The organism is Acetobacter tropicalis (assembly GCF_001580915.1).
GTDB lineage: Bacteria > Pseudomonadota > Alphaproteobacteria > Acetobacterales > Acetobacteraceae > Acetobacter > Acetobacter tropicalis.
Genome location: NZ_LHZQ01000199.1, coordinates 22,672 through 45,956, shown reverse-complemented (window position 1 = coordinate 45,956; position 23,285 = coordinate 22,672). Strand labels below are relative to the sequence as shown.

19 protein-coding genes are annotated in these 23,285 nt (G+C 56.7%); 7 read left to right on the top strand and 12 right to left on the bottom strand.

What is annotated here, in order from left to right:
* Positions 1 to 106 precede the first annotated feature (106 nt).
* Positions 107 to 355 carry a hypothetical protein gene (locus tag AD944_RS07425; protein WP_045543614.1) on the top strand — a complete coding sequence of 83 codons (249 nt, stop codon included), beginning with the start codon at positions 107 to 109 and terminating at the stop codon, positions 353 to 355.
* Between the two features lie 168 nt (positions 356 to 523).
* Positions 524 to 856, top strand: coding sequence for a ferredoxin FdxA (fdxA, locus tag AD944_RS07420; RefSeq protein WP_035380722.1), 333 nt, complete (start codon positions 524 to 526; stop codon positions 854 to 856).
* 533 nt (positions 857 to 1,389) lie between these two features.
* Here fdxA and cyoD read toward each other — a convergent pair.
* The 5 genes from cyoD to AD944_RS07395 all read right to left on the bottom strand — a co-directional run bounded on the left by cyoD (position 1,390) and on the right by AD944_RS07395 (position 6,642).
* A complete protein-coding gene (gene cyoD, locus AD944_RS07415) occupies positions 1,390 to 1,722 on the bottom strand; it encodes a cytochrome o ubiquinol oxidase subunit IV (protein WP_006557382.1) in 333 nt (110 codons plus the stop codon).
* On the bottom strand, positions 1,722 to 2,327 hold the full coding sequence (gene cyoC, locus AD944_RS07410) for a cytochrome o ubiquinol oxidase subunit III (RefSeq protein WP_035380646.1): 606 nt from the start codon (positions 2,325 to 2,327) through the stop codon (positions 1,722 to 1,724). The genes cyoD and cyoC overlap by 1 nt, the downstream gene beginning before the upstream one ends.
* Positions 2,327 to 4,318, bottom strand: coding sequence for a cytochrome o ubiquinol oxidase subunit I (cyoB, locus tag AD944_RS07405; RefSeq protein ID WP_035380648.1), 1,992 nt, complete (start codon positions 4,316 to 4,318; stop codon positions 2,327 to 2,329). Before cyoB ends, cyoC begins: the two co-directional genes overlap by 1 nt.
* Positions 4,319 to 4,323: 5 nt before the next feature.
* Positions 4,324 to 5,247, bottom strand: a complete 924-nt coding sequence (cyoA, locus tag AD944_RS07400) for a ubiquinol oxidase subunit II (protein WP_006559606.1) — start codon at positions 5,245 to 5,247, stop codon at positions 4,324 to 4,326.
* 618 nt (positions 5,248 to 5,865) lie between these two features.
* Positions 5,866 to 6,642, bottom strand: a complete 777-nt coding sequence (locus tag AD944_RS07395; RefSeq protein ID WP_006559607.1) for a Bax inhibitor-1/YccA family protein — start codon at positions 6,640 to 6,642, stop codon at positions 5,866 to 5,868.
* A 183-nt stretch (positions 6,643 to 6,825) separates the two neighbouring features.
* On the opposite strand from AD944_RS07395, the gene AD944_RS07390 reads away from it, so the two are divergent.
* The 5 genes from AD944_RS07390 (at position 6,826) to AD944_RS07370 (ending at position 12,869) form a co-directional block, all read left to right on the top strand.
* The gene (locus tag AD944_RS07390; RefSeq protein WP_035380650.1) at positions 6,826 to 7,377 is read left to right on the top strand and encodes a 2'-5' RNA ligase family protein; all 552 of its coding nucleotides are present in this window, start codon (positions 6,826 to 6,828) and stop codon (positions 7,375 to 7,377) included.
* A gap of 226 nt (positions 7,378 to 7,603) precedes the next feature.
* Positions 7,604 to 9,832, top strand: coding sequence for a PQQ-dependent dehydrogenase, methanol/ethanol family (locus AD944_RS07385; protein ID WP_006559609.1), 2,229 nt, complete (start codon positions 7,604 to 7,606; stop codon positions 9,830 to 9,832).
* Between the two features lie 56 nt (positions 9,833 to 9,888).
* Complete coding sequence (locus AD944_RS07380) at positions 9,889 to 11,304, top strand: c-type cytochrome (protein WP_035380652.1); 1,416 nt, start codon at positions 9,889 to 9,891, stop codon at positions 11,302 to 11,304.
* A 198-nt stretch (positions 11,305 to 11,502) separates the two neighbouring features.
* A complete protein-coding gene (locus tag AD944_RS07375) occupies positions 11,503 to 12,246 on the top strand; it encodes an NAD-dependent deacylase (protein WP_045543615.1) in 744 nt (247 codons plus the stop codon).
* 56 nt (positions 12,247 to 12,302) lie between these two features.
* On the top strand, positions 12,303 to 12,869 hold the full coding sequence (locus tag AD944_RS07370; RefSeq protein WP_227004933.1) for a uracil-DNA glycosylase family protein: 567 nt from the start codon (positions 12,303 to 12,305) through the stop codon (positions 12,867 to 12,869).
* 9 nt (positions 12,870 to 12,878) lie between these two features.
* Here AD944_RS07370 and AD944_RS07365 read toward each other — a convergent pair whose 3' ends face one another.
* From AD944_RS07365 to AD944_RS07335, 7 genes are all read right to left on the bottom strand, one after another.
* Entirely contained in the window at positions 12,879 to 14,129 is a 1,251-nt protein-coding gene (locus AD944_RS07365; protein WP_099048361.1) for a glycerate kinase type-2 family protein, read from the bottom strand.
* Between the two features lie 296 nt (positions 14,130 to 14,425).
* The gene (gene nadC, locus AD944_RS07360; RefSeq protein ID WP_035380726.1) at positions 14,426 to 15,283 is read right to left on the bottom strand and encodes a carboxylating nicotinate-nucleotide diphosphorylase; all 858 of its coding nucleotides are present in this window, start codon (positions 15,281 to 15,283) and stop codon (positions 14,426 to 14,428) included.
* Between the two features lie 31 nt (positions 15,284 to 15,314).
* Positions 15,315 to 16,307 carry a quinolinate synthase NadA gene (gene nadA / locus AD944_RS07355; RefSeq protein ID WP_045543618.1) on the bottom strand — a complete coding sequence of 331 codons (993 nt, stop codon included), beginning with the start codon at positions 16,305 to 16,307 and terminating at the stop codon, positions 15,315 to 15,317.
* Between the two features lie 206 nt (positions 16,308 to 16,513).
* Positions 16,514 to 18,769 (bottom strand): FUSC family protein, encoded by a 2,256-nt coding sequence (locus AD944_RS07350; RefSeq protein WP_006558710.1) that lies wholly within the window; start codon positions 18,767 to 18,769, stop codon positions 16,514 to 16,516.
* Positions 18,770 to 18,907: 138 nt separating this feature from the next.
* Entirely contained in the window at positions 18,908 to 19,441 is a 534-nt protein-coding gene (locus tag AD944_RS07345; RefSeq protein ID WP_035380661.1) for an adenine phosphoribosyltransferase, read from the bottom strand.
* A gap of 167 nt (positions 19,442 to 19,608) precedes the next feature.
* Positions 19,609 to 21,858: an ATP-binding protein gene (locus tag AD944_RS07340; RefSeq protein WP_045543619.1), complete on the bottom strand. Its 2,250-nt coding sequence runs from the start codon at positions 21,856 to 21,858 to the stop codon at positions 19,609 to 19,611.
* 112 nt (positions 21,859 to 21,970) lie between these two features.
* The gene (locus tag AD944_RS07335) at positions 21,971 to 23,260 is read right to left on the bottom strand and encodes a multidrug effflux MFS transporter (protein ID WP_045543620.1); all 1,290 of its coding nucleotides are present in this window, start codon (positions 23,258 to 23,260) and stop codon (positions 21,971 to 21,973) included.
* Between the last annotated feature and the right edge of the window lie 25 nt (positions 23,261 to 23,285).

The following is a 23,285-nucleotide window of genomic DNA, read 5'->3' as shown; positions in this document are numbered from 1 at the left end:
CCCGAAATTGCCTCAAGTGTGAGAAATCCGCGTCGATATTGCCGAAGATGTCAGGACAAATCTGGGACTGCTGGCCAGAGGAACAGCTTATCCTCTACCAGCAGGCATGGCCTCACGCCTTGGAGCATCCACCGCTGATCTGCCCGCTGTTCTGAAAGGGCTCGGCATTCGCCTCAAACCCGCCATGCCCTTGGAAAAACAGCAGTTTGGTCCTCCGGTGCCAGTCATGCTTCAGCCCGTTCGGGCTGTACTGTCCAACCAGAAAAGTGCGCGCCAGAAAAAGAAGCGCGCCATCACCACCCCGCCCCCGTCTGGTCCCTTTGCAGTACTGGCAGTGTTGCAAAAACGTCGTTAAACTCAGTCCCGCTTTGGTGGAAATGGCGATACCGCACGCAAGCGGGTTGCCATAGGGGAAAAAGCCCCTCATATCATGCGCCATCGTTGGTGGTATGGGCCGATATGGTACGTGCCATCTTACCTTGGCCCGACTTGATCCGGCCCCCAGATAATTTCGGAGATGGCAATGACCTACGTGGTCACTGAAAACTGCATCCGCTGCAAATTCATGGACTGTGTGGAAGTCTGCCCTGTTGACTGCTTCTACGCCGGTGAAAACTTTCTGGTAATCAACCCAGACGAATGCATTGACTGCGGCGTGTGCGAGCCTGAATGCCCCGCCGAAGCAATTTTCCCCGATAGCGATGATCGTGCGACAGCATGGGCGGAACTCAACGCAAAATACGCCACCCAATGGCCGAACATCACCCGCAAGGGTACTCCCCCTGCTGATGCGGAAGAGTGGAAAGACAAACCCGGTAAAGCCGACCTGCTCTCTCCGGAACCGCAGAAAGGCTGATCTTCAAGCCTTTTCATTTTCTACGGTCTAAAACGGCGTGGCGCGCTGCCTTTCCCGGCAGTCCCCGCCGTTTTTTTATGCCCACTGGCCTTCTGTCCCACAAACAGCACCCATAGATGCTCGACGCGGAGAAACAGCCGCCCGTTGCAAGCTAAGCTCCCGCTCTCTTTTTCTGCATGAGCCACCAGCGGTCAAAAGTATTAGCGGACGCACCCCCGTCTTATAGAAAAGAAGAGAGGTCGCTGGAGAGTAAACAGTACCAATAATTATGAGATTTGAGCGATACGACTTCCACCCTGGATTGCACCAACTATGAGAGCATGGTCGCGGCTTCAGGTAGCTTCATAGGCCAAACACTGTAACCGTTGATATAAATACGCCCGCCTGACCGGCTAGTGCCCGGCACGAAAACTGTTCCTTATAGGACATCACTTCAAGCCCCATTCCCCAACACACAAAAAAGGCCGCGGAATTGCTCCCGCGGCCTTTTTCACATGAGCTCCAACCGGAAACCGGCCGGAGCAAACCCCGTATTAGCGGGACATCATGTGCAGAGCTGTGTTGTTCATGATGAACAGGGTGCCAATGATGAAGATGGCAACAAATCCAACCGTGAACACAAAGCAGATGTTGTTCCAGCGCTGCTCGGACCCACCACCCATGTGGAGGAAGTAGTGCAGGTGAACCAGCACCTGAACCAGAGCCAGAGCAGAAATTGCCAGCACGGTACCAGACGGGGACAGGCTATGCGTTGCAACAACTGCAAAAGCCAGAACCGTCAGGATAACGGCAAGAACAAACCCGATAATGTAAGACGATACGCTACCGTGGCTCTCACCAGAGGAGGTTGTGTGAAGATCGCTCATCAGATCATGCTCGCCAGATAGACATAGGTGAAGACGCAGATCCAGACGATATCCAGAAAGTGCCAGAACAGGCTCAGGCAGGTGAGCTTGTTCATCATGCGTTCCGGGATCTCGGTTGTACCCATGAGCTGAACGATCAGGGTAACAATCCAGATCAGACCACAGGTCACGTGCAGACCGTGGGTCGACACCAGCGTGAAGAAGGCAGACAGGAACGCACTGCGATCCGGCCCTGCACCTTCATGAATCATGTGAGCGAATTCGTTCACTTCCAGCCCGACAAAGCCAAGGCCCAGCAGGAAGGTCACACCCAGCCACATGATGACTTTGCTGATCTCGTTCTTATGGGCGGCAATCATGCCAAATCCATAAGTGATGGAAGAGACCAGCAGAAGGGCTGTTTCCAGCCCAAGTCCGCTCAGTTCGAAAAGTTCATGGCCGCTAGGACCGCCATTGAACTGGTTACGCAGGACTGCAAACGCGGCAAACAGAGAGCCGAAGATAATGCAGTCCGTCATCAGGTAGACCCAGAACCCGAACACCACCGGAGATTCGTGGTGATGTTCGTCGTGGCCCGAGGTCGGAACAGTTGTATCGTGCGCCATTACTCAGCTGCCTGTGCCATCAGTTTACGGGAATGCTCGTTCTCGATCCGGGCAACTTCTTCAGCAGGGATATAGAAATCGATATCCTTGTTGGCACTACGGGCAATAACCGTCCCGATCACACCAATCAGACCAATAGCAGCCAGCCACCAGATGTACCAGACAGCGGCAAAACCAAGGACCAGGCTGAAAGCACCCACGAGGAAACCAGCTGCCGTGTTTTTCGGCATATGGATTGCTTCATAAGGGCCACCTGCACGACGGGTATCAATGCCGTTTTCCTTGTCATGCATGAAAGCGTCGAGCTCATGCACGTGGGGAACCAGAGCAAAGTTGTACACCGGCGGCGGAGAAGACGTGGACCATTCGAGAGAACGTGCGTTCCACGGATCACCCGTTACGTCACGGTTCTGCGGCAGGTTGCGGTCACGGATGGAAACATAAAGCTGCGTCAGCTGACAGACGATACCGAACAGGATCAGCACCGCACCCACTTCAGCAACCAGCAGCCAGGGGTGCCAGGCCGGGTTGTCGTAGTGGTTCAGACGACGGGTCATGCCCTGGAAACCAACAACATACAGCGGAACGAACGCGAAGTAGAAGCCAACGAACCAGAACCAGAAAGCACGGATGCCCCAGCTTTCGTTCAGCTTGAAGCCCATAACCTTCGGGAACCAGAAGTTCATGCCACAGATGTAACCGAAATACACACCACCGATAATCACGTTATGGAAGTGAGCAATCAGGAACAGGGAGTTATGCAGAACGAAGTCAGCGCCCGGAATGGCCATCATCACACCGGTCATACCACCGATGGTGAAGGTCACCATGAAGCCAACGGCCCAGTACATGCAGGCATGGAACTGGATGCGGCCCTTATACATGGTGAACATCCAGTTAAACAGCTTCACACCCGTGGGGATGGAGATCACCATGGTTGCAATGCCGAAGAAGGCGTTCACGTCCGGACCAGCGCCCATTGTGAAGAAGTGATGCACCCACACCAGGAAGGACAGGATCATGATCGCGCAGGTTGCGTAGACCATGGTGCCATAGCCGAACAGCGGCTTCTGGGAGAAAGCAGGAACAACTTCAGAGAACACGCCGAAGGCGGGAATAACAAGAATATAAACTTCCGGATGACCCCATGCCCAGATCAGGTTGAGGTACATCATCTGATTACCACCACCATCATTGGTGAAGAAGTGCATGCCGAAGTAACGGTCCAGACCCAGCAGCGCAACGGCAACCGTCAGCACAGGGAAGGAAACCATGATCAGGATGGAAGCACAGAAAGCGGTCCAGGTGAAAACCGGCATTTTCATCCAGGTCATGCCAGGAGCGCGCATCTTCACGATCGTCACGAAGAAGTTCACACCTGTCAGCAGGGTGCCAACACCCGAAAGCTGAATGGCCCAGATATAATAGTCTACACCGACGCCAGGGCTGAACTGAGTTTCAGACAACGGCGGGTAGGCCAGCCAGCCACACTGCGAGAATTCACCGATGAACAGGGAAACGTTCACCAGAATAAACGCAATGGCCGTCATCCAGAAGCTCAGGTTGTTCAGGAACGGGAAGGCAACGTCGCGAGCGCCGATCTGAAGCGGCACAACGAAGTTGAACAGACCGGTCATGAACGCCATCGCCAGGAAGAAGATCATGATCGTTCCGTGAGCGGAGAAGATCTGATCGTAATGGTGTGGCGGCAGGTAGCCTGGGTTGCCAGCATAGGCTAGGGCCAACTGGGTACGCATCATGATAGCGTCCGCAAAACCGCGGAACAGAGCAACGAGCGCCAGGATGATGTACATCACCGCCAGACGCTTGTGATCAACAGAAGTAAACCACTCTTTCCAGAGATAGCCCCACTTCCCGTAATAGGTGATCAGCCCCAGAACCGCGAGACCGACAATGGCAACGCCCAAGAACGTGCCTACAAGGATCGGAACATCCAACGGGATGGCCGATAACGATAGTCTCCCTAGCATAGATCCTATTCCTTCATATTCATGTCGGACATCGCGGACTGCACCTGGATCATCTGTCCGGTGTTTTTGTCCATGACCATGCCGTTATTGTACTTGGCTACGATCGTGTTGAACATTCCGGGTTCAACGTGCGCGAAATATTCGACAGGATTAGCTTCGCTCGGCGCAGCCAGCTTCGGATAGGTCTGGCTATCAAGCTGCTCGGACGAAGATTTAACTTTATCAACCCATGCGTTGAATTCATCACCGCTTACAGCAAGCGTACGGAATTTCATGTCAGAAAAACCACGGCCACTGTAGTTGGCGGATTCACCCAGGTAATCACCCGGTTCGCTGGCCAGCAGGTGAAGCTGGGTCTGCATGCCCGCCATGGCGTAAATCATGGAACCAAGACGCGGGATGAAGAAAGAGTTCATCACGGAATCAGAGGTAATCACGAAATCGATGGGCGTGTTAACCGGAATGGCCAGCTGGTTAACGGTGGCAATACCCTGTTCGGGGTAGATGAACAGCCATTTCCAGTCCAGAGCCACAACCTCAACGTGCAGCGGCTTGGTGGTCGCTTCAGCTTCCAGCGGCTTGTACGGATCAAGGGAATGACAGGTCTGGTAGGTGATCACGGCAAGAAAGATAATGATCAGCGTGGGAACGCCCCAGATAACCAGTTCGATCTTGTTGGAGTGACACCATTTGGGAAGATATTCCGCGCTGGTGTTGGACTGGCGATACTGCCAGGCGAAAACCAGAGACAGAATGATGGTCGGGACCACCACAATCAGCATCGCGACTGTTGAGGTAAGGATGAGTGATTTCACACCCTCACCAACCGGGCCTTTCGGGTCTAGAACATCCAATTCACACCCGGCAAGCAGCAACGCTGACGATAGGCCGCCTAATCGCGCCATTCTCGCCAGTAACTTGTTTTTCATCGCACGCCTCTTGGTTCTGACATCAACTTAGCCTCACAAAGACTCTCTGCTCCTGCTGCCATAGAAGCCGGACAACAGCAAGAAACTACGTTCCGGCCCCGCAGAACTCACACACCACAAGGCCGACATGCAGGCAGTTTCACCAACCGGTTGAAACAGCCTTCATGCCGGGCAGCGCAGAACTCCCACAGGCAGCAGAAACGCCCTGAGCGCTACTTTATTCCTAAAGGCCAGATTCTCAATGTCTGAAAAGTTCCATCAGCCCTTCATCACACTGAGGCCATTGCCCAAGGAATGTTTCCTCACCGTGTTATTTCGCTGATTTTAAAGAGTCACAAGATATCACGATTTATTTCAAATTGTTTCAATATTTTTGCGGACTCTAAATTTGCTTATGTTTTTCAATGGTATAAATGCGCTTCTGAATTATCACGCACGCGTTACTCACTTCATCGTGCTTAGTATAAGTCTTATTTTGAACTTATTTCGGACTATTATGGTCCTTTTCGTTCATCGCATAGCTGACTCAGCAAAAAAGCCCGGCCTTATTAGGCCGGGCTCTGCTGGAAGACACAGACTCCTCTCTCCTGGGATGAAAAGGAGAGAGGTAGCGACTTCTTAGTCGTTGGTGTTTCTGACACCCATGAACTGCAACAGAAACTGAAACAGGTTGATGAAGTTCAGGTAAAGGCTCAGGGCATCATAGACACTGCGCTTGGCAGCTTCATCCGGCCCTTCGTAAGCAGCATACTGCGGATAGGTAACCCGGATACGCTGCGCATCAAACGCACTGAACGCGGTAAAGATGAATACGCCAACAATACTGTACACAAAGTACACTGCCGGGCTTTTAAGGAAGATATTTACCAGACCAGCGATAATCAGTCCAAACAGCCCCATCATCAGGAAAGAGCCAAATTTGGCCAGATTTGCCTTGGTGGTGTAGCCCCATAGGGATGTTGCGCCAAACATGCAGGCTGTCACCAGAAACACGCGCACAACGGAAACGCCCGTGTAAACTAGGAAGATGCTGGAAAGACTGGCCCCCATGGTGGCGCAGAATGCCCAGAACAGTCCCTGCGCGCCCTGGCGTGACAGACGGTTCACACCAAAAGACATGACAAGCACAAAGCCCAACGGAGCGATCATTGCCGCGCCCCCCAGTAGAGTGGGGTGCAGCGCCATACCGCCGGGGGTTGGGGTTAACTGGAAAAACAGCCCACGCAGGCCCGTAAAAGCAACTGCATAAGCGACGATTGCCGTCAGCAGTAGCCCGGATGCCATCCAGTTATAGACCCGCAGCATATAAGCCCGCAGGCCTGCATCCAGTGCGCCAGCCTGAGCATTCCACCCAGATGCTGCGGCAGGTGAACGAAAGTCGTGACCGAACGACATTGTTTTCCTCTCCTTGTCCGGACAAGCCGGCTTTGCTTTATACTTGTGGCTGCCCTGCCACTGCGTCAAGGGTCAGGCCCTTATATTCTCTCAGGATGCATCCACCTGAATGGACGCTCCACAAGCCAGTTTTCCAGCCTTCCCTTTCCGCCTGTTTTACCAGGCAGACCTCAAGGTTTTTCCATGTATCTGACCATCGGCATCACCCTTCCCGACGATCTGCGTGACGCATTACTGGCTTTGCAAAACCATTTTCAGGACAAGAGCTGGGAGCCCGCATCTTTCCTGTTCCTTCCCCTGTGCACGCTTGGAGAGGTGACCCAGCCTCTCACGCTGGAAGAACTCGACCACGCCCTGCATGGGCTGCGCCTGAAGGAACCCGCCAGCTTCGTGCCCGACGGCTTTGATGTTTTTACGCGGCGAGACCGAATCACGCTTGAACTCAGAGTTCGTTCGCCGTCTCTTGATCACCTTTCCGTGAAAAGCCTGTCCGCCGCCAAACGGGCGGGAGTGAGAAATGCGCGCATTTGTGCCCCTCTCAGCATTCCTCTGGCCACCATCTCCGCCGTCCCTCCAGAAGATGTCAGCGCATGGATACAACTGCATCATCAGACAGTTTTCACCACGTCTTCCATTTCGGAAATTACCCTTTTCCGGTCATGGAAAAACAGAGAAACAACACTGTTCACCCCAGAGGCAAATTATCTCTTCGCGCCACCAGGATCATTTGTATAATGTTTGTTATAACATACTCAAGATCACGCTGATTACCTTCTCCCGTGAGAAGATGTACCGCCTCTACCCCTCTGTAACGCCAGCAAATTATTGCATGGACTGGCATCAGCTATTCCTCTGGCGTGATTGACAGCGCGGAGCCTCATTGGCTGAGTGTAGGAAACCGGTCTTCCGGCTTTTAATTGTCTTTTTTCCTCACCTTAATACCAGTCGAGGACACTAACGCATGACCCGCCCCGCCTCCGCCAAGAGACGTTCGCTGCTAGGAATTCTCGCGGCCGGAACGATCTGCGCCGCACCGCTGCCTCTGGCAGCTCTCCCCGCCCATGCTGACAGCCTGGGCAACACCGGGGAAGCGATCATCCACGCGGATGATCATCCTGAAAACTGGCTGAGCTATGGTCGGACCTATACCGAGCAGCGCTACAGCCCGCTGGACGAAATCAACAAGTCCAACGTGGGTAACCTGAAACTGGCCTGGTATTTTGATCTTGATACCAACCGCGGCCAGGAAGGTACTCCTCTGGTTGTGGATGGGGTCATGTACGCCACCACCAACTGGTCCAAAATGAAAGCGCTGGATGCAGCCACCGGCAAGCTGCTGTGGCAGTATGATCCGCGCGTTCCCGGCAACATTGCTGACAAAGGCTGCTGTGACACGGTTAACCGTGGTGCAGGCTACTGGAACGGCAAGGTGTTCTTCGGCACGTTCGATGGTCGCCTGGTCGCTCTGGACGCCAAGACCGGCAAGAAGGTCTGGGAAGTCAACACCATTCCCAAGGAAGCCTCCCTCGGGCAGCAGCGCTCCTACACCGTTGACGGTGCCGTGCGCGTTGCCAAAGGCCTGGTGCTGATCGGCAATGGTGGCTCTGAATTCGGTGCCCGTGGCTTTGTGTCTGCCTTTGATGCAGAAACCGGCAAGCTGAAATGGCGCTTCTATACCGTTCCCAACAACAAGAACGAAGCTGACCACGCTGCATCAGACAACGTGCTGATGAACAAAGCCTACAAGACCTGGAGCCCCACGGGCGCTTGGACGAAGCAGGGCGGCGGCGGCACGGTTTGGGACTCCATCGTGTATGATCCGGTGGCTGATCTGGTTTACTTGGCTGTTGGTAACGGTTCTCCGTGGAACTACAAATACCGCACGGATGGAATTGGTGATAACCTGTTCCTGGGCAGCATTGTGGCGGTCAAGCCTGAAACCGGCGAATATGTCTGGCACTTCCAGGAAACGCCGATGGACCAGTGGGATTACACCTCTGTCCAGCAGATCATGACACTTGATATGCCGATCAACGGTGAAAACCGCCACGTGATCGTGCATGCGCCCAAGAACGGCTTCTTCTACATTCTGGACGCCAAGACGGGTGAATTCCTGTCCGGCAAGAACTACGTTTACGTTAACTGGGCACAGGGTCTGGACCCCAAGACGGGCCGTCCGATCTATAACCCGGATGCGCTGTACACGCTCAACGGCAAGGAATGGTATGGCATTCCGGGTGACCTTGGTGGCCATAACTTTGCTGCCATGGCTTACAGCCCCAAGACAGGTCTGGTTTACATCCCGGCCCAGCAGGTTCCCTTCCTGTATAAAAACCAGGTTGGCGGCTTCAAGGCACATCCGGATTCTTGGAACCTCGGTCTGGACATGAACAAGGCCGGTCTGCCGGATACCCCGGAAGCCCGCACCGCATTCATGAAGGATCTGAAAGGCTGGATTGTAGCCTGGGACCCCAAGAAGCAGGAAGCTGCCTGGGTTGTTGACCACAAAGGTCCGTGGAACGGTGGTATCCTTGCTACCGGTGGTGATCTGCTGTTCCAGGGTCTGGCAAACGGCGAATTCCACGCTTATGACGCCACCAACGGCGCAGACCTGTTCCACTTTGATGCACAGAGCGGCATTATTGCTCCGCCCATCACCTACAAGGCGCAGGGCAAGCAGTATGTGGCTGTAGAAGTGGGCTGGGGCGGTATCTATCCGTTCTTCCTCGGCGGTCTGGCCCGTACGTCTGGCTGGACAGTCAACCACTCCCGCGTTGTTGCTTTCTCCCTGGATGGAAAAGCTGAACTGCCTCCGCAGAATGACAAAGGCTTTCTGCCCGTCAAACCGCCCGCGCAGTATGACACCAAGGTGACCGATAACGGTTACTTCCAGTTCCAGACCTATTGCGCCGCCTGCCATGGCGATAACGCAGAAGGTGCCGGTGTGCTGCCGGATCTGCGCTGGTCTGGTTCCATCCGCCACCAGGATGCGTTCTACAACGTAGTGGGTCGCGGTGCCCTGACGGCTTACGGGATGGATCGGTTCGACACCAGCATGAAGCCTGATGAAATTGAAGACATTCGTCAGTTCATCATCAAGCGTGCGAACGACACCTATCAGCGTGAAGTGGATGCTCGCAAGAATGACAAGGGCATTCCCGAAAACCCGACTCTCGGCATTACGCCGTAATGGTCCGGCACAGTCATGACGTCATTCGGCACACAAGCGACACAGTGGTAAAAACGATGATCAAAGGACTAAAAGCCGCTCTGGGAGCGGTCGCTGTCGGGCTTCTGGCAGGCACTTCTCTGGCGCACGCACAAAGCGCTGACGATGAACTGGTGAAAAAAGGCGCGTATGTTGCGCGCCTGGGGGACTGTGTAGCGTGTCATACGGCGCTGCACGGTCAGGTGTATGCTGGCGGTCTGTCCATCCAGACCCCCATTGGCACCATCTACTCCACCAACATCACCCCTGACCCCACCCACGGGATCGGGACCTATACGTTCAAGGAATTTGACGAAGCCGTACGCCATGGCGTGCGCAAGGACGGCAGCACGCTGTATCCGGCCATGCCGTATCCGTCCTTCGCCCGCATGACGCAGGATGACATGAAGGCGCTGTATGCCTACTTCATGCATGGCGTGAAGCCGGTGGCCCAGCCCAACAAACCGGCTGGCATTTCCTGGCCGTTGTCCATGCGCTGGCCGCTGTCCATCTGGCGGTCCGTGTTTGCACCGGCCCCCAAGGACTTCACACCGGCTCCGGGCACCGATGCGGATATCGCTCGCGGCGAATATCTGGTGACAGGCCCCGGTCACTGCGGCGCCTGCCATACCCCGCGCGGCTTTGGCATGCAGGAAAAAGCGCTTGATGCGTCCGGCGGTGCTGACTTCCTGAGCGGTGGTGCCCCGATTGATAACTGGATCGCCCCAAGCCTGCGCAATGACCCCGTTCTGGGTCTGGGCCGCTGGTCTGAGGATGATATCTACCAGTTCCTGAAATCTGGCCGTATTGACCATTCCGCAGTGTTTGGTGGCATGGCCGACGTGGTGGGCTGGAGCACGCAGTACTTCACGGATAGTGATCTGCGCGCCATGGCAAAATATCTGAAAGCCCTGCCGCCGGTACCGCCGGCCCGTGGTGATTACAAATATGATGCCTCCACCGCTCAGGCTCTGGATTCCCACAACACCTCCGGCATGCCGGGTGCCAAGGAATATGTTGAACAGTGCGCCATCTGTCACCGTAACGATGGTGGTGGTGTAGCCCGTATGTTCCCGCCGCTGGCTGGCAACCCGGTTGTGGTGTCTGAAAACCCGACATCCGTTGCCCACATCATTGTGGCCGGTGCGGTTCTGCCGCCCACAAACTGGGCCCCTTCTGCCGTGGCAATGCCTGGCTACAAGAATGTTCTGTCTGACCAGCAGATTGCGGACGTGGTCAACTTCATCCGCACCTCCTGGGGTAACAAGGCTCCGGCCAACGTTACGGCAGCAGACATTCAGAAGCTGCGCGTTGATCATGCACCGATCTCCACCTATTCATGGGGCTTCGGTGGAAATGACACGGCTACATGGGGTGTCTTCCATCCGCAGCCTTATGGCGCAGGCTGGACCTTTGCTCCGCAGACCCACACGGGTGAAGACGAAGCTCAGTAAGAGCGACTTTTTCTTCCTCGCTCCTTTAAAAGAGCGAGGACCTGCTAAAAACACCGCGTTGGGCAACCAGCGCGGTGTTTTTTATGCTTACCCCTCAGCACGCCACAAAGCTGCTTCACATCTCCCTTCTGGCACCACAAGCAAGCACATACTTTTCGCTCCTTGTGCAAAGCAGCACGGCATCACATATGCTGAAATATGGCCGCTCCATTCCCCTCCTCCCTGCTTTCTGAACGGATTGTTATTCTGACTGGCGCAGGCATCAGTCAGGAATCCGGCCTTGCCACCTTTCGGGATGAAGGCGGATTATGGGCGTCACACAGCATTGAAGATGTCTGCACACCTGAAGGATTTTCCAGAAACCCAACCCTTGTGGACGATTTTTATAATCATCGACGCAAGGAGGCGCAGACTGTTGAACCCAACGCAGCCCATAAGGCTCTGGCGATGTTGGAAACTGCGTTACGGAACCAAATGCCGCATGAGGCAGATGACCGCTTTCTGCTGATCACGCAAAACATTGACCCTTTGCATGAGCGCGCAGGCAGTCGCAGCCTTGTGCATATGCATGGTGAGCTGGAACGGGTGCGCTGTACAGCGTGCCACCAGAGTTTTCAGTGGATAACAGACTGTTTTCCAACCACGCCTTGCCCCCATTGTAGCGCAGCAGCCTTACGACCGGATGTGGTCTGGTTTGGCGAGATGCCTTACCACATGGAACGTATTGAAAAAGCGCTTGCTCGCTGCACCCTTTTTATCGCCATCGGCACGTCTGCAACGGTATGGCCTGCCGCTGGTTTTGTGCAGGCGGCTGGCGCGCACGCCCATACTGTTGAACTGAATCTGGCGCCATCTGCCGCATCTGGCCAGTTTGATGAAGTCTCGTACGGTCCGGCCACCAAGGTTGTTCCGCGCTACGTGAGTGGATTGCTCACACCATGAAAACCCTTTTTTCTACGCCCCCCTGTTCCTCGTCTGCCATCAGTGATGAAGACCTCATGGGTTTTCTCAAAACCGTGCGGAGTTGTACGGCCTGTGCTGGCAAACTCCCCTTTGCGCCCAGACCTGTTATCAATTTTTCCCCAAAAGCCCGTTTGCTGATTGCCGGACAAGCCCCCGGCACCCGCGTGCATGAAACGGGCATTCCGTTCAATGACGCGTCAGGCGAGCGGTTGCGATCTTGGCTGAACATGGACCGCGATCTTTTTTACGATAAAGACCAGATTGCCATTGTCCCTATGGGATTATGCTATCCGGGCGTTCTGCCCAAAGGAGGAGACCGACCGCCTCCGCCTGAATGTGCGGCGCTCTGGCGAGAACGTATTCTTTCTTTCCTGCCCAATATCCAGATGACCCTTCTGGTAGGCTCCTATTCACAAAACTATACACTGGGAAAAGGAAAGGTTTACGAACGCACCCTGAATTTTGAGAATTATCTGCCTGACTATTTTCCGCTTCCTCATCCCTCATGGCGCACGGGGGCATGGGAACGCGCAACACCGGAGTTTCAGGATCGGGTTATCCCTGCCCTCCGGTGCCGCGTTGATAAGATACTGGGCCGATAAAGCCGTGTTTTATTCCGTTGGCAGCACCAGCAGAATACGAATGTCATTCACGTTTGTCAGCGTTGGCCCGGTTATGACGAGATCTCCTATTTCCTTGAAATAGCTGTAACTGTCATGGTTTTTAAGGAAATCCTGCGCATCCAGATCTCGTTTTTTCCCGCGTGAGAGCGTATCGGGTGTCACAATGGCACCTGCGGCATCTTCTGTGCCATCAATGCCGTCACTATCCCCGGCCAGAGCCCATATACCCTGCTCGCCATCCAGTGCCTGCGCGCAGGCCAGCAGAAACTCCGTATTCCGTCCACCACGGCCCGGTTTTTCACCTTTTCTGATGGTGACCGTCATCTCTCCCCCGCTCAACAGAACAGCGGGAGCCGCCACAGGCACACCATGCATTTTGACTGAGCGCGCAATGCCAGCCAACACCACACCGGCCGCACTGCTTTCCCCTTCCAGCGCATCGCCCAGAACAAGCGGGGTGACGCCTGCCTGACGGGCACGCTCCGCCGCAGCCTGAAGCGCCAGAAAAGGTGTTGCGATCATCGTCACGCTGTTGCCTTCCGCCACATCAGGCGTGTGCCCGTGTGTGCGGTCGGCCTCATGTTTGAGATGCGCAAGTGCTGCTTCCGGCAAGGCCAGATCGTATTTGCGCACAATCCGCAAGGCATCCAGCGCTGTTGTGTTGTCTGGCACCGTGGGACCGCTGGCAATAACGGCAGGATCATCACCCGGCACATCGCTGATCACAAAAGTCGCCACCCGTGCGGGAAAAGCCGCCTGTGCCAAGCGCCCCCCCTTAATGCCGGAAAGGTGGCGGCGCACCGTGTTCATTTCCGTAATGGTCGCACCTGAATGAAGCAGATCTTTCCCGATCTTCTTTTTTTCATCCAGACTTAGTCCTTCCGCTGGCAAGGCAAGCAGCGAAGAACCTCCGCCTGAAATCAGGGCGATCACCAGATCATCCGCGCTCAGCCCTTCCACTGCTTTCAGGATAGCGCGGGCAGCCGCTTCACTTCGCTCATCCGGCACCGGATGAGAGGCTTCCAGAATGGTAATATGCTGCGTGGGCACAGCATGTTCATCACGCGTGACCACTACGCCGCCCAGCGGAACATCCGGCCATGCCTCTTCCAGCGCGGCTGCCATGGCGGCAGAAGCCTTGCCCGCCCCAACCACAACGCACCGCCCCTTTGGCTTTTCCGGCAGAGCCTGCGCCAATACCCGAGACGGACTGGCACTCGCGACAGCCGCATCAAACATCTCTCTCAAAAAAGCCCGGATCTGCGCCGCAGACCATGATGAATCGGGCTTTGCCGAAACAGATGAAGTGGGTTGAGGACACATCAGGAACACTCCTTTTCCGGCATTTCTTGTTTTTCTTCTCTGACCAACCCAGGTCAGCCGAACGCCGTGTTTTTCATGGTGTCTTGTGAACGCAGGAAACAACAGGATTGCGTCAGGCGCTACAGAGTGCCCTCATCACATCCCGGTGAGGCGCTGTGTGACCACTGGAGAGAGGGCCTTACTCTTCAGCAACAGAAGGGGCGCTGAGACTCTTAAAGAATTTTTTCAAAATCCAGACCGAAATCAAGGGCTTTGACGGAGTGAGTCAACCACCCGACAGACAGCAGATCCACCCCTGTCTGGGCAATGGCTGGTGCTGTCTGGGGCGTGATCCCGCCAGACGCTTCCACCAGCAGACGGCCATCTATCATATCAACACAGGTGCGCAGATCGGCCAGAGACATATTATCCAGCAGAACGGCATCCACCTTCTCGCCCGCCAGCAGGGCACGCAACTGCTCTGGCGTATCCACCTCAACCTCAATTTTCACCATATGGCCTGCCGCCGCACGTGCACGGGCGACTGCCTCCTGCACACTGCCCACCAGTGCAATATGGTTGTCCTTGATCAGAATGGCATCATCCAGCCCCATACGGTGGCTGACACCACCACCGGCCCGCACAGCATATTTCTGAATGGCCCGCAGGCCGGGCATCGTTTTACGCGTGCAGCATAGACGCGCTTTAGTGCCAGCCATACTGCGCACAATAGTGGCCGTCGCTGTAGCAATCCCGCTCAGGTGAGACAGAAAATTCAGCCCCACACGCTCGCCTGTCAGGATGGCGCGGGCGCTGCCTTCCACCACCGCCACAACATCTCCGGCGGCCAAGGCTTCCCCTTCCTTCTTCAGGCGCTGGAAGTTCAGGGAAGGATCAATGAGATGAAAGGAAAGCCGTGCCAGATCCAGCCCGGCCAGCACACCGTCTTCCCGGCTGCGCATCACCACGCGCAGCCTGTCCTCCGGGCCGATTACGGCATTGGTGGTCAGATCACCCCCGCGCCCCAGATCTTCCAGAAGGCCCGCCCGCACCAGCGGTTCAAGCATGATATCGGGCAGAGAAGGCAGCATTCGGCAGTCATCCATCGTGTAAAAAAGGTCTCTAAACCGATAGCATCCGTTCAATCGCCAGTCGGGCGCGGTCGGCCACATCAGCCTCCACTTCCACCTTTACTTCCATATTTTCAAGCGCCTTACGAATGGAGCCAAGCGTAATACGCTTCATGTGCGGGCAGAGATTACAGGGGCGGATCAGTTCCACATCCGGATGCAGAGCGGCCAGATTGTCGCTCATGGAGCACTCGGTCACCAGCAGCACGCGCGCGGCTTTGCCGGACGCCACAAAGTCTGACATGCCCGCCGTGGAGCCCGCAAAATCAGCCTCCGCCACCACTTCTGGCGGGCATTCCGGGTGGGCCAGCACTACCAGATCCGGATAGGCTTTGCGCCAGTCCCGAATTTCCTGGGGTGTGAAGCGCTCATGCACCTCACAATGGCCTTTCCAGGTGATTACCTTCACGCCGGTTTCGTTCGCCACATTCTGGGCCAGAAACTCATCCGGGATCATGATCACTTCGTCCACGCCCAGGCTTTCAATCACCTGTCGGGCGTTGCCGGATGTGCAGCAGATATCACTCTCCGCCTTCACGGCAGCGGACGTGTTCACATAGGTCACAACCGGCACGCCGGGGTAACGCTGCCGCATCAGGCGCACATCTGCCGCCGTGATGGATTCCGCCAGTGAACATCCTGCCTCTGCCGAGGGAAGAAGAACGGTCTTGGACGGGTTCAGCAGTTTGGAGGTTTCCGCCATGAACGCTACACCGGCCATGACCATGATATCCGCCTCAACCTCCTGCGCCTTACGCGCCAGAGCGAGGGAATCACCCGTGATATCCGCCACACAGTGGAAGATTTCCGGAGTCTGGTAATTATGGGCCAGAATAACGGCGTTATGCTTCTGCTTGAGTTCCAGAATGGCCGCAATATCATCTGCAAACGCAGGCCATTCCATTGCCGGAACCACGTGGCGCACGCGATCATACAGGGCATCCGCCCGTTCTTGCCAAAGCGTGGAGTCAGGGAACCTGATCATATGGTCTTTTCCAACCGTAGGGATGAAGGCCGAAGCACGTCTTTACGGGAACAAATCATTCAGAGCCAGCCCTGCCAGCTTCCATGAGGAAAACAGCCGCAGGCTGAAAGGCCGGACCCTACCCCCTCTACACCAAGACCTGTAGGGGGCAAGCCCACATGGGGGCGACACATATGTGTGAAGCCCAAGCCCATTGCGCCAGAGCATCAGGCAGAAGCAGGCACTGTTTTTTCCGGGAAGGCAGGGTCCAGATAAGGGGAGGAAGCATCGAAGAATGCCCGGTTCTGGGCCAGTTCCGTTTCAATCACGCGCAGGCTGGCGAGTGCCCGTAGCATTTCCACCCGCACGGACAGATTGGTTTCCACCTGTTCACGCTGCACCAGATAGAGCACCGCCAGATGGGTAGCGCGGGAAGTGCGACCATACTGGCCACCATAACGGCCTGTAAAACGCTGCATGCGGTTCATCATGGCCTGCGTCGCCCGCTGCGGGCCGGGGGGAAGCACACCACGCGCCAGAATACTGCGCAGGCGCAGCACATTCAGCCCGATGGTCATGCTGGACAGCACACCGCTGAGGTAGCTTTCCAGCACGTAAGAGCGTTTGCCGCCCGTCATGGATGACAGGCGCACAAAATTATCCACGCCGCGCCCCACAACCTCTGACGGCAAAGGCGGATACCGCCATGCGGCAAGCCTGCGCAGCCAGCGTAGAATATCCAGCCGCATATCCCACCGCAGACCATCGGGATCAAAGGGCAGGAAGACACGATACATCCACATGGCGAACATCATGGCCAGCAACAGCGGCAGAGCCGTGTTGAAATACATGACCTCGTCCATGCGGCCCTGATTGAGTGGACCAACCAGAATGGGCAGAAACAGATTGTACGCCACAGCCGCCAGTACCAGTGGCGCATAGGCAAACGCCAACCCGCCCACCAACATGGGAATAGCCAGACACATGGCCAGCATCTCGTATGTGGTGGGTTGGGCCATGACCCAAAGGTCCAGCAGCCCGCACATGCCGATTACGCACACAGTGCCGTGCAGAAACGCCTGCGTGGCCAAGGCTGGTTGCTCCAGCGTGGAGAACAGGGCGCACACAATGGAGACAAACATCATGAAGGTCAGACCATCCGGCCAGGCCGTTGTCATCCAGATCAGGCCCGAGCAGAAAATGGTGACCGAGGCGCGCAGGCTGTTGGTGAACGCCACTCGCCAGTCACGATACGTCCGCATACCGTAGCGGAAATGATCATGCGGCTGCGGGTGGCGGCTCATTTCAAACTGCTCCAGCGAGAGACGCAGTTCGTCCAGCAGTTCATCCAGCTTGTGTAAAAGCTGCCCTTCCCGCGAGAGGCGGCGTTCCTGCGGCAGATCAACCGGGGGATGCGTGGCGGCCACCATTTCTTCTTGCAGACTGGTGGCCGCCAGTTCCCGGCAGGTGGCATCCAGCAGGGTCAGTTCATCCAGCACCGGTTTTATGGGCTGATCGTCCCCCAGCCTGCCGGGGAGCCCTTGCAGAAAGAGGCTGACCTGCTCGGCTGTCTGCTTGTAATGCACGCCCTGACTATCCGGCACGGCCAGCAGAGCGGAAAGCTCCATGCCGCGAGACATCAGCACCGTAATGGCCGCCAGTGCAGCGCGGGCGTGGTCCCCTTCATGCTCGTGTTTGCCCATTTCAATTTCGGCAAACTCCACCTGATCGCTCAGGGTCAGAATGGTGGTCAGCACATCCGGGGACCGGGTAATGGCGTTATGGTCCCCTCGCAGCATGTTCACCAGAGCACGCGTAGCGCCCCCCATGGCCTGCACAAAATTGGTCGCCAGCCGGTTACGGGCGCGCGTGCCCAACTGATACTGGAACAGGGAGGAGATGGTGGTTTCCACCACAATGCCAAGCGTGATGTACGTGGCGCGGGCCATGGCAATTTCAAAAATATGGTCCGGTGCCAGAACCCCATCCAACGCGATAATGGCGTAGGTAAAACCGGACGCCCGCATGCCATGAATACGGTAATTGGTCATGGCGGCGGGGCCGGGCAGCAGGGTTCCGATAAAACAGAAAATGCCGATTCCACCGGCCAGACACAGAATATACAGCAGGGGCGCCTGCGGCATACAGGCCACCAGCACCACGGCGCAGATGGTGCCCACCACCATGCCGAACATGTGCCAGCGGGCCTTGGCAATGGATTTGCCCCGTGTGCCCTGGGCCACCATCCAGACTGTCAGCGCCGCCCATTGGGGACTGCCCAGTTCCCACCACAAGGCAATGCCCAACGCTATAAGTGCGGAAATGGTGGTACGCAGGGCGTATCCAAAGGAGAGAAGATCAGGCGCAATCAACCAGCGCAGATGATCCAGCTTACGGGGTGGCCCTCCGCCCAGAAGCGTCTGCCGGACCATTGCCGCAAGAGCCTGATAAAACTGGCTGAGTGAAAACGCCGCACTTCTCATGCAGCCAGTCGCCAGCCATCAGAGGTCTGTAATCCTGCCATGAGTTTCACATACATCATGGCAAGGAAAAACAGTACTCAAACCTCGTATGTTCTTTCTGCTTGCATGATCAGAAAGAACAAACCGAAGCAGGCAGTATTACTCTTCGTACGTAACCAGACTTTTAACCGGCACGTCCAGCTTGTCGCGGCCGCCAAGACCTGTCAGTTCCACCAGCAGGGAAGCCCCGACCACATTCGCGCCAGCCTTACGCAGCAGCGTGATGGAGGCCGCCAGTGTGCCGCCGGTTGCCAGCAGATCATCCATCACCACAACGCGCTGGCCGGGTTTGATGGCATCATCCTGAATCTGGAGCGTATCGCTGCCATATTCCAGATCATAGGTATGAGAAATAGTGCCACCCGGCAGCTTGCCTGGTTTGCGCAGCATCAGAAGCCCGCAACCAAGCCGATCCGCCAGCGGAGCGGCTGTCAGAAACCCGCGCGATTCCACAGCAGCCAGCATATCCGGCTCCCACGGAGCAACCTGACGCGCCAGACGCCCCATGGCGATCTGCCATGCATCCGGTTCCCGCATCAGGGTGGAAATATCGTAAAACAGGATACCGGGTTTGGGAAAATCCGGAATATTCCGAATATAACGCTTAAGATCAATCTCCTCGCGCTTCGTCATGTTCCGTACTCTTCCTTCCTGCTTGTACAGCACGCCGGGGCTACTTGCTCAGCCCGCCAGACGGCCCGTTTCATCCTGCCTCTCACACCTTTGATCAAGGCTTGTATGGCAACCGGCACACGCTCTAGCCCGCACCCCCGCCTTCCGCAAGAGAGAACCGTGACGAATCAGACCCCGGCCCGCGCACTCAGGGCGGAGGTCACCGCCCGCATCAGCCCGTCCCGCCGGAAGGGTTTGGCCAGAAGGTGCGCACCCTCCACGGCCCCAGCGGGGCTTGGGCTGTCTGGCGTCAGGTCGCCCGACATATACACCACGGCCAGATCCTCATACCGGCCAGCCAGCACGCGGGAGAGCGTCAATCCATCCAGTGGGCCGGGCAGTTGCAGGTCTGTCACCAGCAGGTCCAGCTTACCTTCGGCCGAGGCGGCAACATCGAATGCCTGTTCTCCATCCGCCGCCTCCAGCACGCGGTGGCCCGCCATGCCGAGAATGGTAACAACAATATCCCGAATCGCGGCATCATCCTCCACCACCAGCACCTGAATGGGCCGCACCTGCGGTTTGACCGCAGGTGGCGTGGCACGCGGCAGAAGCGTTTGCTGCACCCCGGTCACCTCATCAACCGCCACGGCACGCGGCAACCACAGAGACACCTCCGTGCCGCGGCGCTCACCTGTTGCCACAACCACCCGGCCTTTAACCTGCTGGGAAAAGGCCAGAACCATGGCCATCCCCAGCCCGGTGCCAGCACCTTCCTCCTTGGTGGTGAAGAACGGCTCAAACAGATGGTGCAGCACTTCGTCCGTCATGCCGCATCCACTATCAATCACGTCTAGCCTTACCCAATCTCCGGCAGGCAGAGGTGTGGGGTCTGACACAACACGACGATTCCGTCCGTCTTCCACGGGCAGGCTCATCAGATCAGCGTTGACAGAGAACGTCACGTTACGGGCCACAATCCGCAGCCGCCCACCCGTAGGCATGGCATCCCGCGCATTGATGGCCAGATTGAGCACTGCGCTCTCAAGCTGGGCGGGGTCCGCTCTGACAGGCCAGATATCAGACCCATTGCCGCATTCCACCACAATACGCGGCCCGATGATGCGGCCAAGCAACCCACCAAGAAAGGAGAAGAGATCAGACAGAGAGAGCGAATCGGGCGTGCTGCTCTGCCGCCGAATGAAGGACAGCAACTGGCCAGTCAGGGCCTCTGACCGCCTTCCGGCATGCGTTGCGGCGGAAAGATATTCCTGCCTTTGCTCCACATGGTCTGGCTGATCATGATCTGCCGCCAGTTCAAGATTGCCCAGAATAACCGTCAGCAGATTTTTGAAGTCATGTGCGATGCCTGCCGTAAGCTGCCCCAGCGCGCGCAATTTCTGGGCCTCCCCCAAGGCGCGCTCACTACGCAGGCGCATGCTGATATCCGCCGCTGTCAGCACAAATCCACGGCGGGCTGCCGCACCATCCGGCGCAAAAAACAGGGTGCGGCACAATTCCAGATCCGCCCCGTTTATCCCCTTACATTCCACCATCACGGGCGGAACAGACTGGCCGAGGGAAAGACTGGCCTCAATATGTTCAAAAGGTTCCAGCAGCGGGACACCACCGACCACCAGCGCAGCACTCAATGTGTCGTACGGCAGACCGAATTTCAGGAAATCCCTCTCCAACCCCAGCACCGTGCCAAGCTGTTCATTCCAGTGCCAGAGGCGGCCATCGGCACCGAATACCGCCACGCCAAGGCTCAGGCTATCCAGCGTGGCGCGCAGCCGCAGCGCCAGATCACGCGATGAGGCTTCCGCCCGTGCGGCGGCAAGAGAGGAACGATCCAACACCCAGCCTGCGGAAATCAGACTGAGCACACCCGTCAGAATACCCAACAGCCCCAGCCTGCGCTGCCAGCTTGTATTACGCAGCATATTCGCCACGCGGTCAGCCTGATCCATGGTGCTGACATGACTGAGAACAGAGAGATTATTGTCCAGCGCCGTCAGAGCCTGTTCACCGCCCGCTGGCATGGCGGCTGCCTCTGGCTTCCAGCCTGCCACTTCGTCCAGTTCGTGCGCCACTACTGTCAGGGGTTCGGCTCTTCCCGCGCCTTCGCGCAGTTGCACGGCCTTGAACCCATCATACCCGCTGCGGGCGGCAGCAAGCTGGCTGAGGGCACGGGTGTAACAGGCTGCATCCTGCTCCTGCTTGCGTGCCAGCCAGCTATAATAACAGATACGCGCTTCACTGGTGGCGTGATGGAGATTACGCAGATAGCTGCCGGCGGCAGTACTCTGCCGGTCCAGATCCCCATGCCGGGCCATTTCATTGCCCAGTTCAATACCCATTGTACCAAACGTTACAATAAGCAGGCCGGCACCAATAAGTGCCAGAACATGGGCCCGTCTTGCTGGATGCCGTGCCATGGGACCGACAAGCTCCCTCTTCCGCTGCGGAAAATCAGGACTGTGCAAGCCTGACGCCATCCGTCAAGCGCCTAAGCCGCATAACGCCTGTCCACAAGGCGAAAAAAGTGCGTCAGCCTGCCCCGCTCTCCTGTGATTGTGCCTCTAAAGCCTTGGGCCGCAGTGCACAGACAAACAACATCATGACCGTGCCAAAGAACATGCACCCCGCCATGGGGAGAGCGGATGTGGTTGGAAACATGCCCAGCAGTGCCCCGGCCAACGCGCCCATAACATATTGCATGGTGCCCGCCAGTGCCGCAGCCGCACCAGCAAGACTGGGATGGTCCGCCAGTGCGCCCATCATGGCGTTAGGGAAAATAATGCCCGTGGGGGCCAGTGTCAGCAGCATGGCCCCGATCATCAGCCACACCTGATCATGCCGCCATGCAGGGCCTGCATACCATTTCCCCCACGCCACAACCGCCACCAGCAGGGCTCCCCCCAGCAGGGAAACAATAACGGCCCCTTGCAGCAAACGTGCCGAATCGATCCGCCCCACCAGAATACCGTTCACCTGGGACGCGCCGATCATGAACACGGAAAACACGCCAAACAGCATGGAAAAATGCAGCGGCGAGAACCCGAAAATCTTGATGAACACGAAAGACGCCGCCGTCAGGTAGCTGAACTGCATGAACGTGGAAAAACCCGTCACCATGGCATGGGAGGTAAATCCCCGATCCCGCAACAGCGTGAGGTACCGTGTGACCAGCGTGACAGGAGAGAGCGCAACCCGTTTCTGGAACGGCAGCGTTTCCGGCAGCAGGAACAGAACGCACAGCACGCAGATGGCCCCGTAGGCAGCAGAGGCCCAGAAAATCACCCGCCAGGACGCCACGGCAACCACCAGCCCCCCAAGCATGGGGGCAAGAATGGGCACCACACCCATCACCATCACCAGCCGGGAGAGCATTTTGGCGCCCGCATTCCGGTCTGGCACCATATCCCGCACGCACGCCGTGGGGATAACCAGACTGGCTGACGCACCGAGAGAGGCCACAAACCGCGCGATGGAGAATGTCAGGATATCCGGCGCGAAGGCACACACAGCAGATGCGACCGTATAGATCAGATTGCCAACCAGCATGGGCATGCGACGGCCGTAGCGGTCAGACAAAGGTCCCACACTCAACTGCCCGATGGCCAGCCCCACAAACCAGATGGACAATGTCATCTGCACATTGCCGGCATCGGTATGGAAGGTATCCTCCATCGCAGGGAAAGCGGGCAGATAGATATCTGTGGAGATCGGGCCGACGGCTGTCAGAAACCCCAGCAGCAATGGCACCCAGCCAGGCACCCCCTGCGGAAAGACAGCCGATTGGGAAACAGATTCTCGCGAGACGGAGGCAGAAGCCATCTGCGGCGCTCCAGAAAACAAACAA

Coding starts and splice junctions, on each gene's coding strand:
- AD944_RS07395 (WP_006559607.1), bottom strand. CDS start 6,642: ATGTCGTTCGGTCACGACTTTCGTTCACCTGCCGCAGCATCTGGGTGG.
- AD944_RS07370 (WP_227004933.1), top strand. CDS start 12,303: ATGGGTTTTCTCAAAACCGTGCGGAGTTGTACGGCCTGTGCTGGCAAA.
- nadC (WP_035380726.1), bottom strand. CDS start 15,283: ATGCTGCCTTCTCTGCCCGATATCATGCTTGAACCGCTGGTGCGGGCG.
- AD944_RS07425 (WP_045543614.1), top strand. CDS start 107: ATGGCCTCACGCCTTGGAGCATCCACCGCTGATCTGCCCGCTGTTCTG.
- AD944_RS07390 (WP_035380650.1), top strand. CDS start 6,826: ATGTATCTGACCATCGGCATCACCCTTCCCGACGATCTGCGTGACGCA.
- fdxA (WP_035380722.1), top strand. CDS start 524: ATGACCTACGTGGTCACTGAAAACTGCATCCGCTGCAAATTCATGGAC.
- nadA (WP_045543618.1), bottom strand. CDS start 16,307: ATGATCAGGTTCCCTGACTCCACGCTTTGGCAAGAACGGGCGGATGCC.
- AD944_RS07375 (WP_045543615.1), top strand. CDS start 11,503: ATGGCCGCTCCATTCCCCTCCTCCCTGCTTTCTGAACGGATTGTTATT.
- AD944_RS07335 (WP_045543620.1), bottom strand. CDS start 23,260: ATGGCTTCTGCCTCCGTCTCGCGAGAATCTGTTTCCCAATCGGCTGTC.
- AD944_RS07345 (WP_035380661.1), bottom strand. CDS start 19,441: ATGACGAAGCGCGAGGAGATTGATCTTAAGCGTTATATTCGGAATATT.
- cyoC (WP_035380646.1), bottom strand. CDS start 2,327: ATGGCGCACGATACAACTGTTCCGACCTCGGGCCACGACGAACATCAC.
- cyoB (WP_035380648.1), bottom strand. CDS start 4,318: ATGCTAGGGAGACTATCGTTATCGGCCATCCCGTTGGATGTTCCGATC.
- AD944_RS07385 (WP_006559609.1), top strand. CDS start 7,604: ATGACCCGCCCCGCCTCCGCCAAGAGACGTTCGCTGCTAGGAATTCTC.
- AD944_RS07365 (WP_099048361.1), bottom strand. CDS start 14,129: ATGTTTGATGCGGCTGTCGCGAGTGCCAGTCCGTCTCGGGTATTGGCG.
- cyoD (WP_006557382.1), bottom strand. CDS start 1,722: ATGAGCGATCTTCACACAACCTCCTCTGGTGAGAGCCACGGTAGCGTA.
- AD944_RS07340 (WP_045543619.1), bottom strand. CDS start 21,858: ATGGCACGGCATCCAGCAAGACGGGCCCATGTTCTGGCACTTATTGGT.
- AD944_RS07380 (WP_035380652.1), top strand. CDS start 9,889: ATGATCAAAGGACTAAAAGCCGCTCTGGGAGCGGTCGCTGTCGGGCTT.
- cyoA (WP_006559606.1), bottom strand. CDS start 5,247: ATGAAAAACAAGTTACTGGCGAGAATGGCGCGATTAGGCGGCCTATCG.
- AD944_RS07350 (WP_006558710.1), bottom strand. CDS start 18,769: ATGAGAAGTGCGGCGTTTTCACTCAGCCAGTTTTATCAGGCTCTTGCG.